The sequence below is a fragment of the Mesorhizobium sp. M1428 genome, assembly GCF_040317515.1.
GTDB lineage: Bacteria > Pseudomonadota > Alphaproteobacteria > Rhizobiales > Rhizobiaceae > Mesorhizobium.
This window is the reverse complement of sequence record NZ_JAMYKT010000005.1, coordinates 1-16,048: the sequence shown is the minus strand read 5'-3', so window position 1 is coordinate 16,048 and position 16,048 is coordinate 1. Positions and strand designations below refer to the sequence as shown.

Here is a 16,048-nt window from a genome sequence, read left to right as displayed (position 1 = left end):
TTCGCCATGTCCCAGTTGAGCGGTATTGTGAGTTTGTTCCTGATCGCGGCTGCGTTCCTGACGTCGTGCGACAATCAGCAACCCCCGCAGGGATCGTCGCCTTTGCCGACCCTGCAGACTGCGCAGTAGCATCCCGCCACATCGAAAGGCCCCCGTTTTCCCGGGGGCCTTTTTGATTCCAGGAGACTAGTCAGTGCCAGTAAGGTCAGTGCCAGTAAGGCTCGACCTTGTAGTAGTTGTATGAGGCGTCACGTGCGGCCTCGCCGTCGGCGCCGGTCAGCTCGTTGATCGAATAGGAAGGAGCGGCCATCAGCTGGTCTTTGGTGAACGGCACGACATAGCCGCCCTTGTTCTCATCATAGTCAAGGCTCGCCCACGGAATGGCATGGTATTTCTCGCCGATTCCGAGAAATCCGCCAAAACCGATCACGGCAAACATGATTCCGTTCGACAATTTGTCGAGCATGACGTCCTCGATGTCGCCGATATGAGTGCCTTCCGTATTGTAGACCGATGTGCCGATAACCCGCGAAGCGGCGATGGCTTCGGTGTGTCCCGTCTGGGTCGTCATGGTGTGCTCCTCGTCGTCGTTGACATTAGATTTTGACAATGAGGGCCGCGGGCTAAGGTTCCAGGCGGGTTCGAAATTCTTCAAAGTTTTCTTGGCCGCGCTGCTGTGGCGCAACTGCTGGTTCAACCCACGCTTTTGGCAATGCGATCGAACGCCATCAGCCGTTCAAGCAATGCGGGAAGATCCTTCAGCGGCACCATGTTGGGACCGTCGGAAGGCGCGTTGTCGGGGTCCTGGTGCGTCTCGATGAAGACGCCGGCGACGCCAACCGCGACGGCCGCGCGCGCCAGCGTCTCGACAAAGCGCCGGTCACCTCCAGACGAACCGCCCTGCCCACCCGGCTGCTGCACGGAATGGGTGGCATCGAAAATCACCGGCGCGCCGATCTCGGCTATGATCGGCAGCGCCCGCATGTCGGACACCAGGGTGTTGTAACCAAAGGATGCGCCGCGCTCGGTGACCAAGACATTGGCGTTGCCGGAGCCGATGATCTTGGCGACGACGTTCTTCATGTCCCACGGCGCGAGGAATTGCCCCTTCTTCACATTGACCACCTTGCCGGTTCTTGCCGCAGCAATCAGCAAATCGGTCTGCCGGCTAAGGAAGGCAGGAATCTGCAGGATATCAACATGCGGCGCGACGATCGCGCATTGTTCCTCGGTATGGACGTCAGTCAGGATCGGCAGCGAAAAATTCTTGCGCAAATCGTCGAAGATCGGCATTGCCGCTTCAAGTCCCGCACCGCGCGTGCCGCCAAGCGAGGTGCGATTGGCCTTGTCGTAACTGGTCTTGTAGACGAGCCCAATGCCGAGCCTTTCGGTCAGTTCCTTTAGCGCACCGGCCATGTCGAAAGCGTGCTGCCGCGATTCCAGCTGGCATGGACCGGCGATCAGCGACAGGGGCGCGCTGTTGCCGAAAATGACCTTGCCGACCGCAACGGAAGAGTTCGGCATCAGTGGATTGAGCTTGTTCATGCGATCTCCCGGAAAATGAAGGCTGCGCCCTGCCCTGGCGCCGGCGGCACGATGATATCACCGCCGCGCATGTGATGTTCGACGGAATTGGCTGCAAGCAGCTTGGCGACGGCATCGCCGTGCCTAATCGAAAAGACGATCCCAGCAAAGCGGAGTTCAGATGGTGCGCCGGCAGGAATGCCGAAGCGTGCCGAATAGGCTGCAGGATCCAGAACGGTCACGACGGCATTCGGCAGCTCATAGACAGTGCCGCCGCCCTGAGCCTCGATTCTGGCTGCGATCAAAATCACATTGCGTTGTTCGAAAGGTTCGCCACTGACTGCCACGACTTCGACAATGCCGGTTGCGCTATTAGCGTGGGCCTGCAACGCAGTGCGGTCGAGGTTCGGCGCATTGATCCGCTCGCAGGCGAAGAGAAAAGCGTCCGTTGTCTTGCCTGTAGCCGCGAAGGCCAGTTTGAACGATGCGGTGTCGCTCTTTCCCGCCGCATCGGTGAAGGCGCGCGAAAAGCTTAGCGCGTCTCCCGCCGACAGACCGGCTTCCATGTAGCGCGCGTGGTCCGCGGCGGCGCTTTCGGTGCCCAGCGCCACGGCAGAAAATCCTTCATCGCCGTTTTCTTCGCGATACGCGCGATCACGCGCGACAAAGACATTGCGGTTCGCGATCGCCGTTGCCACGGCCTGCCGGTCAGCGACCGCGAGCGGCTCGAGATAGGTACCGTCGGTGAGAAAGACACAGCAGTTTTCCGTTCCGAAAGGGTGGATACCTGTCGGCGCAACGGTAAAGCCGAGCGAGGTCAAGCGCGCCCGCGCAACATCGAGGCTCGCTGTCGGCAGCACCAGGTGATCGAGCGGACGAGGCCTTGCGGGGGTGTTCTCGGTCATGTCCCGCGCGATGTGCCTCATTCCTGACAATGGTTCAAGGGCTTGGCTGACGCCTCAGCGGCAAGACCACCTCAGCCCGTAGGGGACGGCGGCTCGTCAACTTGCAACGATGTCGGCCGAATAACGCAATTCGCGCAGAGGTTTGACCCGGCTGGTTGTCTCTGCATAGAGCGGATGCGCCTTGTAGGCGGCGAGCGCCGCTTCGTCCTCGAACTCGGCATAGACGACCACATCGATCTCATCCGAAAGCGGGTCGACCTTGGTGTTGAGCGTTACCTCGAAATGACGCGAATGAGGTATCTTGCCAAGCGCCAGGAGGCCCGTGCGCACTACCTCGACATCCGCTTTATGCCGTGCGCTGAAGAAAACGATATGCCGGATCAACCCAGCCTCCTCGACCGTTGGACCGGCGTTCTTTTGTGTCAGCGGCAGCGTGCCGTCAATCGGCAGGTTTGTCGCGTCTGCGAACCGTAGCAACGAAGAGAAACTACACCATGCTGGTTACATAGTGCACGATGCGGGTCACCTCCCTGACCGTCCTGTCGAGGTAGCGGCCTTGGTTGTAAATGCCGTCCCAGATCAGGAAAAAGGTGACAGTCGTGATGACGATGACATGACGCATGACTGAAACTAGCGCATATGGACGGTTGCAACCATAGCGATTCCAACGCTGCTGGGGACCCTCCACGGGAATCTTAGCCGCCTTTTGATCTGCTCTGCCGCCGTCAAAAAGTCCGATCGCGACGCAGGATGCGGCCATGACGGTCAATGGGAATCATACCATGCGCAAACGAACGATCTCCCTCGTTGCAATTCTTGTTTCTGCAGGCGGCGTCTGGCTCAACAACACCTCACTGCTGTCGAGCCGGCCGGCCGGCACCCCTTCGGTGCTTGCCCATCGCGGCCTGGCTCAGGATTTCGACCGTACGAACCTCGGATCGGAAACATGCACGGCCGCTCGCATGCTGACGCCGCGCCATTCCTTCCTCGAAAACACGATACCGTCGATGGAAGCCGCTTTCGCGCTCGGTGCGGATGCGCTCGAACTCGATGTCCATCCCACTACGGACGGCAAGTTCGCCGTCTTCCACGATTGGACGCTGGATTGTCGTACCAACCTGCTCGGTCCCTATTCCGGCGGCGGCTTTTCACAAGGCCTCGACGACCCCGCCTCGATCGACCAACTGCCGGACGATTATTCCGGTGGGATTTCGACAGACGCGCTGGATCTGGTCATGCCTGCCGTCAAGCGGCGTTTCGGACCACCTGTTTGAAGAGGCACCTGTCTCAAATGGATTGGCCATATCGGGACAGTATCTTAGCGCTGAGACAGTTTCGAGCCGACGCTCAAATCCTCAAAGAGTGATGCGGTATTTTGCAAAGCCTGCTTCGCCCTCGCCCGCCGGCTCGATCTTCAGCGACTTCACTTGCGCAATGAAATCCTTCGCCTTGGCGCCGGTCTCGAATACGACGCTGGTTCCCGGTAGTGGCGCAAACGACCAGTTGGCGTCCGCCGACGGGTTGATGGTGCCTTTGCTGACGATATAGCGCACGATCACGTCGCGGTTGGTGTCGGGCGCTTCGTAGATGATTTTCGAGGCATTGATCTCCGGGAAATTGCCGCCGCCGCCGGCCCGGTAGTTGTTGGTGGCGACGACGAATTTCCGTTTTGGATCAATTGGTTTGCCGTTGAACATCAAGTCAATGATGCGGTTCGAGCCGGCGTTAACCAGCCCGCCCTTCGAATCATATTTCGGTGGCTGCGACAGATCGATCTTGTAAGTGACCCCGTCGATTACGTCGAAATTATAGGATGGGAAGTCAGTGTTGATGAGCGCCTGGTCGGCTTTTCCCGGTTCGATCCGGTTGAAGATGCCGGCCGACATTTCCAGCCATTCCTTCACCTCTGCTCCCGTGATTTCGACGGCGCGCACCGTGTTTGGATAGAGGTAGAGGTCGGCGACGTTCTTGATGGCGATATCGCCCACCGATACGTCGGTGTAATAGTCGGCGCCGTTGCGCCCGCCCGCCTTGAACGGTGCCGCCGCCGACAGCAGCGGCATATCCTTCCACTCGGTGTTCTTCAGGATGTCCTTCAAGTACCAAGTCTGCGCCTGGCTGACGATCTGCACCGACGGATCGTCAGCGACCAGGGCAAAATAGGAATAGAGCGGCGCCGAGGTTTTGCCGACCGGCCGGCGCACATAGGCAAGCGTCGCCTCGTGGTCCTGTTTGAGCCCGTCGACGATGCGCTGGTCGTCCGCGACGGTCGGCTTGTTCGTCTTGTCGACTCGCTCAAAGATAGGCCTGGCCTCAGAGGTCGCCGAGACGATTTTCCACGTCGATCCGTCGCGCTCCAGCAACAGATCGATCAGCCCCATATGCGAGCCCCAGAAGCCGGCCATGACGGCGGGCTTGCCTTGCAACGTGCCTTTCGCCGGATCGACGGCGTCCAGCGACTGAAAGTCCTTCTTGCCAGGGAAGACCAGATGCTGGTGACCGGTAAACACCGCATCGATACCTTCGACACCGGCAACGAAGAAGGAGGCATTCTCCATCATGTCGCTTTGCTTCACGTCGATGCCTGAATGGGAGAGTGCAATGACGATGTCGGCGCCTTCTTCCTTCATCTGCGGCACCCACGCTTTGGCCGCCTCGACGATGTCGCGCGTCTTGACGCTGCCTTCGAGATTTTTCAGGTCCCAGACCATGATCTGCGGCGGCACGAAGCCGATGATGCCGATCCTGATAGGCTGCTCGGCGCCCGATCCGTCCTTGATCTTCCTGTCGAGGATGACGTAAGGCTTGAGATAGAGCTTGTCGTCGCGCGGGTTCGCGGCAAGCTCCGTGCCGCGGATCAAATTCGCGCAGACGAACGGGAAATTAGCACCGGCCAGCACCTTGTCCATGAACGACAGGCCGTAGTTGAACTCGTGGTTGCCGAGCGTCGAGCATTCGTAGCCGAGCAGGTTCATGCCCTTCATGACCGGATGCAGATCGCCATCCTTCATCCCCCTCTCGTAGGCGATGTAGTCGCCCATCGGGTTGCCTTGCAGAAGGTCGCCATTATCGATCAGCATCGCGTTGGTTGCTTCCTTGCGCACGGCTTCAATCAATGATGCCGTTCGCGACAGCCCCATCGTGTCGTTGGCTTTGTCGGCGTAGTAGTCGTAAGGCAGCACGTTCACGTGGATGTCGGTCGTCTCCATAATCCTAAGATGCGCCTGATTGGCTTGAGCCCGGGCGGAGAACGGGTGTAGCATGATCAGCGCTCCGCTGGCGGCGACGCCGGCGAGGAAATCGCGGCGTGAGACGAGGTGGCGCAATTGGGACATTCGTTTTCTCTTTCTTCCACGACGTGACAGGTCCTGCCCGAAGCAAAGCTTCGCGCCGAAATCCAGCCGAGTCCAGAAGCCGATTCCATCAAGAGGAGGTGACGCGCCGATGAATGTCCGGCAGCGAACAATCAGCCCTTATCGTCGTCACCCTGGGTGATCAGCCGAGCGCTGCGCTGACCGGTGAAGTAGATCCATAGCCAGCTCAGGGAAACCGCAAGCCGGTTACGAAAGCCGATCAGGAAGTAGATATGCGCCAAGCCCCATAACCACCAGGCAAGCCGGCCGGTAAGCTTGATCCAGCCGAAATCGATGGCCGCCGCGCGTTTGCCTATCGTCGCCAAATCGCCGTCATGCCTGTAGCTGAAAGGACGCGGTGTCGCGTCACCGGCAAGCCTTGCCCTGATCGTCGCGGCGACGTGCCGTCCCTGTTGCTTGGCGGCGGGCGCGACGCCCGGCACCAGCCGGCCATCCGGCCGCAGGACGTGCGCTGCGTCACCGATGACGAAAATCTCCGGGTTTCCCGGCACACTCAGGTCGGGTTCGACAAGCACCCTGCCCGCGCGGTCCGCTGCCGCGCCGAGCCATTCGGCGGCCGGCGAAGCGGCGACGCCCGCCGCCCACAGGATTGTCCTGGCCGGCAAATGTGTGTCGCCGAAGACGACACCCTCGGCATCGCAGCGCGTAACCGCCCTGCCGAGTTCGACGGTCACGCCGAGCCGCTCGAGCGCCTTCGTGGCATAATCGGAGAGTTCCGGCGCGAAATTGGCAAGGATGCGTTCGCCGGCCTCAATCAGCACCACACGCGTCTGCCGCGTGTCGATGTTGCGGAACTCGCCGCGCAGGGTGTCGTGTGCCAGTTCGGCAATGGTGCCGGCCAGTTCCACGCCGGTCGGCCCGCCGCCGACGATCGCCAGCGTCAGCAATGCCTGGCGCTTGGCGGGATCGGTTTCCCGCTCGGCCTCCTCGAAAGCCAAAAGAATACGCCGTCGAATGGTGGTGGCGTCCTCCAGCGTCTTCAGGCCCGGGGCGAATGGCTCCCATTCGTCATGGCCGAAATAGGCGTGCCGCGCGCCGGTGGCCAGCACCAGCGTGTCGTAAGCGACCGTGCCGCCGTCCTGCAGCAGCACCCGCTTGCCGGTGCGGTCGATGCCAGTCACAGTCGCAAGCAGCGTCGTCACATCATTGCGCCTGCGCAGGAGATGGCGGATCGGCCAGGCCACTTCGGAGGTGGCCAGCGCCGTCGTCGCCACCTGGTAGAGCAGCGGCTGAAAAAGGTGATGATTGCGCCTGTCGATCATGGTGATGCGCACCGGTGCGCCGGCAAGTGCGCGGGTGAACTCGAGGCCGCCGAAACCGGCACCTACGACGACGACGTGATGGTTGGCTGTGTTCATCTCACTCATCCCTCTCGCCAAGACTGATGTAAGTATCGTTGTGCAGTGCAGCAATGGCTGCGCTGCAACTGCCTGGGACTCGTCTCTTGATGTCGTGAATACGCATGCTGCAGGCTCATTCCCGGATATAGCCTACGTCCAGGATACGACTTGGTTGGAACTGTATATTGCAGGTGAAGCATGGCTAGGGATGAAGACGAAGGCTCAGCGCAGTACGCCTCGCCGCCTTGTTTTATGCACGAGCTCGACCCGGAGTTCCAAGCGCCGCTATCCGACTGGACCGACGTAAAGCGCTGGCGCAAGGCCGAGCGCGAGCGGTTGATCGCATCCCGCCTTGCCGTTTCAGCCGACACGCGCGCAGCCATGTCGCAGCGCATTGCCGAAGGGCTCGACGCGGTGATCGGCGACGTCGCCGGCCGCATGGTCAGCCTCTATTGGCCGTTTCGCGGCGAGCCGGACCTGCGCCCGTGGATGGAAACCGTTAACGCGCGGGGCGGGCGCACGGCGTTGCCCGTCGTCGTGGAGAAAGACCGGCCGCTTGTCTTTCGCGCCTATACCCACGGAGACCGGCTGGAGAAGGGCGTCTGGAATATCCCGATACCGGCCGAGGGCGATCCGGTGCTGCCTGACATCGTCATTTCGCCGATTGTCGGCATCGATCCCGGGCAGTTTCGCCTGGGTTATGGCGGCGGTTTCTTCGATCGCACGCTTGCGGCTATGCCCTTCAAACCGCTGGTCATCGGCGTCGGCTACGAAGTGCAGCGGATCGCCACCATCTACCCGCAGCCGCACGACATTCCGATGGACCGTGTGGTGACCGAGGCATTCAACACCTAGGCGAGTTCGGGGCCTAGGCGAGTTCAGGCTTCATTCCCACGGCCGTGCGATCGACGATTTCGCGCAAGGCAAAAGACGAATTGATCTTCGTCACATGCGGCATTGCCGACAGCCACTCCTTGTGGATACGTTCGTAGTCGACGAGATCCTTTGCCGCGATGCGCAGGATGTAGTCATATTCGCCCGACATCAAATGGCAGGACAGGACGTTCGGGCAGCGCTTTATCGCCGCCTCGAAATCCGACAACGTCTTCTCGAATTGCCCGGACAGCGATATATGCACGATCGCCGTCATCTGGTGCCCAAGTGCAGCATTGGAAAGCCGGGCATGATAGCCGCGGATGGTTCCGGATTTTTCCAGATTGTCCAGTCGCCGCGAACAGGCCGACTGCGACAGGCCAACCTTCTCGGCGAGCGCTGCGTTCGGTATCCGCCCGTCTTTCTGCAATGTCTCGAGAATGGCGATATCAATCCTGTCGAGCGGCATTTTTGCGGGTTCCTGCGACAATTCTAATGTTTTGCGCAACGATTATCGAACAGTGGCCTCTCAGGCAAGCGCATTCGCAAACACCTACCGAGCGATTCGTGGTTCACTATCTCTAGACAGGGAACAGCCCCAAAAAGGGGGCGGATCAGGAGAAAAAAATGCGCGTCGGTTGCCCCCGGGAAATCAAGAACCATGAATACCGCGTCGGCCTGACACCCGGTTCGGTCCGCGAATATGTCGCGCATGGCCATGAAGTGCTGGTCGAGCCCGGCGCGGGCGCCGGCATCGGCGCCGACGACAACGCGTATCGTGCCGCCGGCGCCACGATTGCCAAGACGGCCGCCGACGTGTTTGCCAAGTCGGACATGATCGTGAAGGTCAAGGAGCCGCAGCCCAACGAATGGGTTCAGCTCCGCGACGGCCAGATCCTCTATACCTATCTGCATCTTGCTCCGGATCCGGAGCAGACCAAGGGCCTGCTGGCCTCCGGCGTGACCGCAATAGCTTACGAGACCGTCACCGACGAGCGCGGCGGCCTGCCGCTCCTAGCACCGATGTCGGAAGTCGCCGGCCGCCTGTCGATCCAGGCGGGCGCCACGGCGCTGCAAAAGGCCAATGGTGGCCGCGGTGTGCTACTTGGCGGCGTGCCCGGCGTGCTGCCCGGCAAGGTCACTGTGCTCGGCGGCGGCGTCGTCGGCCTGCATGCCGCACGGATGGCGGCCGGCCTTGGCGCCGACGTCACTATCATCGACCGCTCGATCCCGCGCCTGCGTCAGCTCGACGACATCTTTGGCGGCCGCGTCCACACCCGCTACTCGACCGTCGAGGCGCTGGAGGAAGAATGTTTTTCGGCTGACATCGTCGTCGGCGCCGTGCTGATCCCGGGGGCAGCAGCACCCAAGCTGGTGACGCGCGAAATGCTGTCGGGCATGAAGAAAGGCGCCGTGCTGGTCGACGTCGCCATCGACCAGGGCGGCTGTTTCGAGACCTCGCACGCCACGACCCATGCCGAGCCGACCTATGAGGTTGACGGCGTCATCCACTATTGCGTCGCCAACATGCCGGGTGCGGTGCCGGTCACCTCGGCCCACGCGCTCAACAATGCGACGCTGCATTATGGCCTGCAGCTCGCCGACAAGGGCCTCAAGGCGCTGGTAGACGACCACCATCTGCGCAACGGGCTGAACGTCCACAAGGGCAAGATCACGAATCGCGCAGTGGCCGAAGCGCTCGGTTACGAGCTGGTCGAGCCGAAGGCCGTTCTCGCCGCCTGAGCTGTCCGAATCTGCCTCTCCAGTGCCCGTCGGATTCGTCCGACGGGTTTTTTCTTATGTCGAAAAACTGAAAAGTGTCGAGGCGCGCGGAATGACCGGACAACAAAAAAGCGGAGCCAAAGCCCCGCTTCCTCGGTTGTCGAAAATTCCCGCCGGTTCATCCGCGGTCGGCAAATCGATCGACAGTCTCTTTCTACCGCCGGTATGCGACGGGAGTACGACAGCCCCAAGCCGGTGCAGCCTGTCCGGTTACCCGCGGTCGATCCGGCACTGATAGCAATTGTTGCGCGCCGAGCGGATGTGGACGTAAGCGATGTCGTCGCGTTCGAACAACGTCTCTGCCCGTGCGGCAATGGCGTCGGTCGGAATTACGCCGCCGCTGCCGTAAACGATGCGGTCGTCCTTGCCATAACCGCGCACGATGTAATCGCTGCTTTCGAGCATTTCGGGAAGCAACTCAACCTCGACAGCGCGTTCGCATTCTTCAGCATGAAGAAAGATCGGCCCGGTTTCGGCATAAGGCTGCAGCTCCGGAAAAGGCCGATACGCCAGAACAAGATAGGCCTCTCCTGTAGCAACGTTCTTCAGGCAGTGACGGCAAGGCACGCCGTCGCCGTCCGAAATCTGCCGCTCTGGCTTAAGGCCATAAGCATCCGCCCCGCCGCGCTGAAGTGCCCGGACGGCATCGGTTGGCAAGGCTTTGAATTTTAGCGTCATGGCATAATCTCCGGTGTTTCGACTGGAGATTATGCCTCCCATGCAGAGCTTCCCACCCGATTCCTGCCGAAACGGATCAATCCATCAGCGCGTCGAGACCACGAACCAGACCTTTGATCTGCTGTACCCGTCTGATGGCGAGCAGCGTGCCCGCCACATAAGGCGCCGCGGACGAACCAGCGTCGTGGCGGATGGTCAGCCGCTCGTCTGGCAGGCCGAACAGCGCCTCGCAGGACAGGATGTAGGACGGCAGGCGAAGCGCGTGCACTTGCACCCCCTCGCCTGCGCCGACCGCACCACCGCGTGTAGCGGGCACGCCAGAGACCTCGGAGACCGGCTTTGCCGTTGAGGCCTTGCGGATGTCGGCCAGCGCCTCAGCAAGCTCCCGTGCGGTACCGGAGGGCGCGTCGGGCTTCTTTGCACTGGCATAATCGATGACCTCGACATCCGGCACGTATTTTGCCGCCATAAGTGCAAACCGCTTCATCAGCGTGGCGGTGATGGAAAAGTTGCCGGCGGCAACGACGCCGACGCCTTTGGCGCGCGCCGCGGCGTCGATCTCGGCATAGTCGGCAGCACCCAGTCCCGACGTGCCGATCACCGTGTGCCGTCCCTTGTCGATGGCGAGCAGCACATGGTCTTTCACGACATGCGGCTTGGTGAAGTCGACCAGCACGTCCGACGGCGCCTCCAGCGCCTCGGCCAGCGTGGCCGAAACGGTGATACCATTAGCCGGCATGCCAACCAGCAGGCCGGAATCCTGCCCCGCGCCGCTGCGTGACACAGCCCCGGCCAGCGCCATGTCGCCTTGCGCTCCGATCGCCGGAACCAGCGCCTTGCCGACCCAGCCGGTCGCGCCGGCCATTACCACGCGTATTGCCATCGTGCGATCCTCCATCGGTTTTTAGACGATAGCGATATGGAAAGAGCCAAGCTCATTCAAGTCGGGTCCGCCTTTGAGTGTTGATCCAGAGACCCTGGGACGTGGCAACGACAAGCTGAAGCTTGGATGAACGGGCCTGAAAAAATCAAGGCCGCATGACGCTGGCCGCCCGCTCGGCAAAAGACATTGGATGTACGACCTCCTTTTTTTGCGCCACTGGCGTAAAGCCGAGTTTTTGATAGAGCGGCAGTGCCGCTGGGTGATCGAGGGTGCAGGTCTGCACGGTCACCCGCTTTGGCCCGTGCGACCAGGCTGCGGCGATCGCCGCACCGAGGAACCAGCGGCCGATGCCTTGCCCGGTCGCGTGCTCCATCATTCCGAAATAAGCGAGTTCGACTTCCTCCGGCAAATGCGGCTTGAGATCGAAGAAGCCGGCCGGCGCACCATCCAGATAAAGCACCCTGATATCGCGATCCTCGCGGTGGATGCCCGCCGCAAGCTCCTCATCGCTCAGCCTCAGCACATTGACCCAGTGCCATTTGCGGCCCACCCGATCCATCAAATAGCGGTAGAAATGCAGCGGAATGTCTTTGGTCTTGAGCAGCGCGATCTGGCGGTTGTACGGCAGCGGCGGCGAATAGGCAGGCGGCACATGCATTTCGAGAAACGTCACGGTGACGTCGATGTCTTCCAGCGATCCGTCTTCCATCACTGTCAGTCCTTGTCCGTCACGACGGGCGTGTCGGAAAGCCCGCCCCATTCGGTCCATGAACCGTCATAAAGCCTGTTATCGGCATGGCCAAGCGTCTCCAAAGCCAGCGTGATGGCTGCCGCGGTGACGCCCGACCCGCAGGAGGTGACGACCGGCTTCGACAGGTCGATGCCGGCGTCCTCGATCACTTTACGCAGCCTGTCCTTGGGCAACAATTCGCCGTTATCCGAAAGCGCCGAAAACGGCACGTTGTGCGCGCCCGGCATATGGCCGGAGCGGATGCCGGGGCGCGGCTCCGGCTCGGTGCCGGCAAAACGGCCAGGCGAGCGCGCGTCGGCGATCTGGCTTTCCCCCGTCTCGACGATCCGGCGCATGTCGGCAAGGCTGGCGACGCGGGCGGCATCGAAGTTGGCATAAAACACGCAAGGCGCGATCTTCGTCGGCTCCGCCGTCACCGGCCGTCCGGCGGCTTTCCAACGATCGAAGCCGCCGTCGAGTATATAGACCTGGAACACGCCCATGACGCGAAACAACCACCAGGCGCGCGGTGCAGAAAAGAACCCTGGCCCGTCGTAGACAACAATCGTGTCATCGGCCGAAATACCCATCGCGCCGACATATTGCGCGAAATGCTGCGGCGACGGCAGCGTATGCGGCAGAGCCGCGTCGGGGTCCGAAACCGCATCCTGGTCGAGGAAGCCGGCCCCTGGAATATGCGCTGCGTCATACTCGGCGCGCGCGTCACGCTTTTGCGCCGGCAGATACCAGGACGCGTCGACGATCGTCAGGCCGGGCTCGCCGAGCCGCTTCTGCAACCAATCGGCATCGATGGTGAAAGGACTGTCGTCGGCCATCTTTTCTCTCCTGTCCCGCCTGTCGCAGTCCTATATCAGGCTGGCGGCATAGGACCAAAGCGAATGCGGAAGCGCCGGTTCTCGCGGCCCTTCTTCTCGATCTTGCCGATATGGATCTCGCCGATTTCGCCGGTGCTCTTTACATGGGTGCCGCCGCAAGGCTGGCTGTCGATCGAAGCGTTCTCGCCGATGCAGACCAATCGGATCTTTCCCGTGCCGGCCGGAGGGCGCACATTCTTGGATTTCACCAGGCCCGGATTGGATGCCAGTTCCTCGTCGGAAATGAGCCGGGTGAAGATCGGGTGGTCGGCTCGCACCAGCTCCATCAGTCTGGCCGTCACGTCTTCCTTGGTAAAGCCGGCGTCCGGGATGTCGAAATCGATACGGCTGTCGTCCTCGGAAACCGCGGCGCCGGTGATCGGGAATGGACAGACGACGGTAAGCAGGTGGCAGGCAGAATGCATGCGCATCAGCAACTGCCGCCGCGGCCAGTCGATGGCGAGCCTTAGGCGCTCGCCCACCTTTGGAACTGTCTGCTCCGGCGCCGGCACATGGATGATCTCGTCCTTGGTTTCGCCGGTGATCGTAGCGGCAATCGCTATGCCGGTGCCGTCGGCGCGTTCGAGGCTGCCGGTGTCGCCTGGCTGCCCGCCCGATGTGGCGTAAAACACCGTCCGGTCCAGAATGATGCCGCCGCGATCGTTGACTGCGACGACGGTGGCGTCGGCCGTCCCCAGATAGGCGTCGTCACGAAATAACGCCTCGGTCTTGTGCGCCATCACGCAACCCTTTCGAACGGTACCGAAATCGTGCTCTGTTGCTCCATCCAGCCCGGCACCGGCAGCTTCTTTTCGCGCAGGAATTCAGGATTGAACAGCTTCGACTGGTAGCGCGTGCCGTAGTCGCAAAGCATGGTCACGATGGTGTGGCCGGGGCCTAGCTCGCGCGCCAGGCGAATGGCGCCGGCAATGTTGATGCCCGTCGAACCGCCAACGCAAAGCCCCTCCTCCTGGATCAGGTCGAATACGATCGGCAGCGCGTCCTCGTCGGGGATCTGGAAGGCAAAATCGGGTGTAAAGCCTTGGAGGTTGGCGGTGATCCGCCCCTGCCCGATGCCTTCGGTGATCGAACTGCCCTCGGATTTCAGCTCGCCGCTGGTGTAGAAGGAATAGAGCGCTGCCCCCAGCGGATCGGCCAGCGCGATCTTGACCTCGTTGTTTTTGGCCTTCAGCCCGAAACCGACGCCTGCCAGAGTGCCGCCGGAACCGACCGCCGACACGAAACCATCCACCTTGCCGTCGGTCTGGTTCCAGATTTCTTCGGCCGTGGTGCGGATATGGCCGTCACGGTTGGCGACATTGTCGAACTGGTTGGCCCAGATCGCGCCGTTCGGCTCGCTCTTCGCCATCTGCTCGGCCAGCCGGCCCGACAGCTTCACGTAGTTGTTCGGGTTCTTGTAAGGCACGGCGGGCACTTCGATCAGCTCGGCACCGAGCAGTTTGATCGTATCCTTCTTCTCCTGGCTCTGGGTGTCGGGAATGACGATCACCGTGCGGTAGCCGAGCGCCTTGGCAACCAGTGTCAATCCGATGCCGGTATTTCCAGCCGTCCCCTCGACGATGACGCCGCCGGGCCGCAGCAGCCCGCGCTGCTCCGCATCGCGGATGATAAACAGGCCGGCGCGGTCCTTTACCGACTGCCCGGGATTCATGAATTCGGCCTTCCCCAGGATCTCGCAGCCGGTTGCTTCCGAGGCCTTGTTGAGGCGGATCAGGGGCGTGTTGCCGATCACGTCGATCACAGAACGGGGCATGGAGATTCCTTTGTGGGTGCGGCGAAACCCTAGAAACCCGAAGCTTCGGTTTCAAGGCAAGAATTTGCCTGGTCCAGTCGCATTTCGCACACTGCAATTCCTGCAGCCAGGCGCGCCCGGCCGGTATTCATTTCAACCATGTACCGAAAAGCACTCTTTTCATTCGATTTCTTCACCGTTAGAGCACAAGCTAAGAAGAGCCGGCGGGGCGCAGCATGACACTCTATCGGGCCAATCCGAAGCATGGCGTCGCCTGGATTACGGGCGGCAGCAGCGGTATCGGCCGTTCGCTGACCAAGGATCTTGCCGCTCGGGGCTATGTCGTCGCGGTGACTGCGCCAGATGATCATCCGATCGATACGCTCATCGTCGAAACGGCGCAGATGGCGGGCCGTGTCGCGGCCTATCCTTGCGACGTGACCGACGAAAAACGTATGGCGAAGACGGTTGCAGCGATCGAGAAAGATCTCGGTCCGATCGTGTTGGCAGTGTTCAACGCTGGAAGCTATATCGCAACGCCGGGCGAGGATCTTGTGGCGCACAATTTCCGTCGGTCTTTCGAGGTCAATTATTTCGGCATCATCAATGGCCTGGTGCCCGTCATCGAACGCATGCGCGTACGCTCGCGCGGCCATGTCGTACTGATCGGTTCGGTCACCGCCTATTTCGGCTGGCCGACCACCGCCGCCTATGGCGGCACCAAGGCGGCAGTCAATATCCTGGCCGAGTCGCTGAAATACGATTTCGACAAGATGAACGTCCGCATCCAGGTGATTAATCCGGGCTTTGTCGACACGCGGCTGACCGAAAAGAACTTCCTGCCGATGCCGGGCTTGATGCCGGTCAATCTGGCCTCGCGCCGCATCGCGCATGGCATCGAATACGGCGGCTTCGAAGTCACTTTCCCACGCCGCCTGAGCTGGACGCTGAAGCTGCTCAGGATGCTGCCGAGGCCGTTCTGCCGATGGGTGATCAGCACGGTCACCCGCTGGAATGCGCGGCCGCTGAATTTCGACCGCAAGCCACCGGTCGAGTAGGATCCAGGATGGAGCGACGATCATGTTTGCGGTCGCTGTGGCGCCACGTCATTGCCGGCGACGCGCTGTCGCCGTCGACCACGGCTTTCCTCGCGTAGCGGATCGTCGTGTGGATCGAGGCGGTGGTAAAGTGAACCAAAGGCCTCAAGCAAGAGGGGGACCCGCGCCAAGCACCGGGGGCCCGATTTAAAAGTTAAAAAACAACCCACGCGACGTGTGGTTTTAAAAAAAAACCCGGCCCCGCAAAAGGATATTGTTTGTAAGGGGGGGGGG

General features: G+C 61.2%; 17 protein-coding genes and 1 pseudogene. 4 read left to right on the top strand and 14 right to left on the bottom strand.

What is annotated here, in order from left to right; genetic code table 11:
- Positions 1-205 precede the first annotated feature (205 nt).
- The 5 genes from NKG60_RS08880 to NKG60_RS08860 form a co-directional block, all read right to left on the bottom strand.
- Positions 206-571, bottom strand: coding sequence for a PRC-barrel domain-containing protein (locus NKG60_RS08880; RefSeq protein WP_023675091.1), 366 nt, complete (start codon positions 569-571; stop codon positions 206-208).
- Positions 572-693: 122 nt separating this feature from the next.
- Positions 694-1,545 carry a 3-deoxy-8-phosphooctulonate synthase gene (gene kdsA / locus NKG60_RS08875; RefSeq protein ID WP_352666840.1) on the bottom strand — a complete coding sequence of 284 codons (852 nt, stop codon included), beginning with the start codon at positions 1,543-1,545 and terminating at the stop codon, positions 694-696.
- Positions 1,542-2,429 carry a VOC family protein gene (locus NKG60_RS08870; protein WP_352666842.1) on the bottom strand — a complete coding sequence of 296 codons (888 nt, stop codon included), beginning with the start codon at positions 2,427-2,429 and terminating at the stop codon, positions 1,542-1,544. The genes kdsA and NKG60_RS08870 overlap by 4 nt, the downstream gene beginning before the upstream one ends.
- A 96-nt stretch (positions 2,430-2,525) precedes the next feature.
- A complete protein-coding gene (locus NKG60_RS08865) occupies positions 2,526-2,813 on the bottom strand; it encodes a Dabb family protein (protein WP_352666844.1) in 288 nt (95 codons plus the stop codon).
- 103 nt (positions 2,814-2,916) lie between these two features.
- Complete coding sequence (locus NKG60_RS08860; RefSeq protein WP_352974856.1) at positions 2,917-3,051, bottom strand: hypothetical protein; 135 nt, start codon at positions 3,049-3,051, stop codon at positions 2,917-2,919.
- Positions 3,052-3,211: 160 nt separating this feature from the next.
- Here NKG60_RS08860 and NKG60_RS08855 point away from each other — a divergent pair.
- Positions 3,212-3,547 (top strand): annotated as a pseudogene (locus NKG60_RS08855) (glycerophosphodiester phosphodiesterase family protein); the annotation flags it as partial.
- Between the two features lie 237 nt (positions 3,548-3,784).
- On the opposite strand, the gene NKG60_RS08850 reads toward NKG60_RS08855, so the two are convergent.
- Positions 3,785-5,764 (bottom strand): bifunctional 2',3'-cyclic-nucleotide 2'-phosphodiesterase/3'-nucleotidase, encoded by a 1,980-nt coding sequence (locus tag NKG60_RS08850; RefSeq protein ID WP_352666847.1) that lies wholly within the window; start codon positions 5,762-5,764, stop codon positions 3,785-3,787.
- Positions 5,765-5,895: 131 nt separating this feature from the next.
- Positions 5,896-7,161, bottom strand: coding sequence for an NAD(P)/FAD-dependent oxidoreductase (locus NKG60_RS08845; RefSeq protein WP_352666849.1), 1,266 nt, complete (start codon positions 7,159-7,161; stop codon positions 5,896-5,898).
- A 180-nt stretch (positions 7,162-7,341) separates the two neighbouring features.
- Here NKG60_RS08845 and NKG60_RS08840 point away from each other — a divergent pair, with 180 nt between their 5' ends.
- Complete coding sequence (locus tag NKG60_RS08840; protein ID WP_352666851.1) at positions 7,342-7,998, top strand: 5-formyltetrahydrofolate cyclo-ligase; 657 nt, start codon at positions 7,342-7,344, stop codon at positions 7,996-7,998.
- A gap of 13 nt (positions 7,999-8,011) precedes the next feature.
- Here the strand turns inward: NKG60_RS08840 and NKG60_RS08835 are convergent, their stop codons facing one another.
- Complete coding sequence (locus tag NKG60_RS08835) at positions 8,012-8,485, bottom strand: Lrp/AsnC family transcriptional regulator (RefSeq protein WP_023675099.1); 474 nt, start codon at positions 8,483-8,485, stop codon at positions 8,012-8,014.
- A 158-nt stretch (positions 8,486-8,643) separates the two neighbouring features.
- Between NKG60_RS08835 and ald the strand changes: the two genes are divergently transcribed.
- A complete protein-coding gene (ald, locus tag NKG60_RS08830; protein WP_352974855.1) occupies positions 8,644-9,759 on the top strand; it encodes an alanine dehydrogenase in 1,116 nt (371 codons plus the stop codon).
- Between the two features lie 249 nt (positions 9,760-10,008).
- On the opposite strand, the gene NKG60_RS08825 is transcribed toward ald, so the two are convergent.
- The 6 genes from NKG60_RS08825 to NKG60_RS08800 form a co-directional block, all read right to left on the bottom strand.
- Positions 10,009-10,476 (bottom strand): DUF1203 domain-containing protein, encoded by a 468-nt coding sequence (locus NKG60_RS08825; protein ID WP_352666854.1) that lies wholly within the window; start codon positions 10,474-10,476, stop codon positions 10,009-10,011.
- Positions 10,477-10,552: 76 nt separating this feature from the next.
- Positions 10,553-11,359 (bottom strand): 4-hydroxy-tetrahydrodipicolinate reductase, encoded by an 807-nt coding sequence (gene dapB, locus NKG60_RS08820; protein WP_352666856.1) that lies wholly within the window; start codon positions 11,357-11,359, stop codon positions 10,553-10,555.
- Positions 11,360-11,504: 145 nt separating this feature from the next.
- Positions 11,505-12,068, bottom strand: a complete 564-nt coding sequence (locus NKG60_RS08815) for a GNAT family N-acetyltransferase (protein WP_352448953.1) — start codon at positions 12,066-12,068, stop codon at positions 11,505-11,507.
- A 5-nt stretch (positions 12,069-12,073) separates the two neighbouring features.
- Positions 12,074-12,925: a 3-mercaptopyruvate sulfurtransferase gene (gene sseA, locus NKG60_RS08810; RefSeq protein ID WP_352666859.1), complete on the bottom strand. Its 852-nt coding sequence runs from the start codon at positions 12,923-12,925 to the stop codon at positions 12,074-12,076.
- Between the two features lie 35 nt (positions 12,926-12,960).
- Positions 12,961-13,704, bottom strand: coding sequence for an alanyl-tRNA editing protein (locus NKG60_RS08805; RefSeq protein ID WP_352867489.1), 744 nt, complete (start codon positions 13,702-13,704; stop codon positions 12,961-12,963).
- On the bottom strand, positions 13,704-14,738 hold the full coding sequence (locus tag NKG60_RS08800; protein WP_352666863.1) for a cysteine synthase A: 1,035 nt from the start codon (positions 14,736-14,738) through the stop codon (positions 13,704-13,706). Before NKG60_RS08800 ends, NKG60_RS08805 begins: the two co-directional genes overlap by 1 nt.
- Positions 14,739-14,953: 215 nt before the next feature.
- On the opposite strand from NKG60_RS08800, the gene NKG60_RS08795 reads away from it, so the two are divergent.
- Positions 14,954-15,775 (top strand): SDR family oxidoreductase, encoded by an 822-nt coding sequence (locus NKG60_RS08795; protein WP_352974852.1) that lies wholly within the window; start codon positions 14,954-14,956, stop codon positions 15,773-15,775.
- Positions 15,776-16,048: the final 273 nt, after the last annotated feature.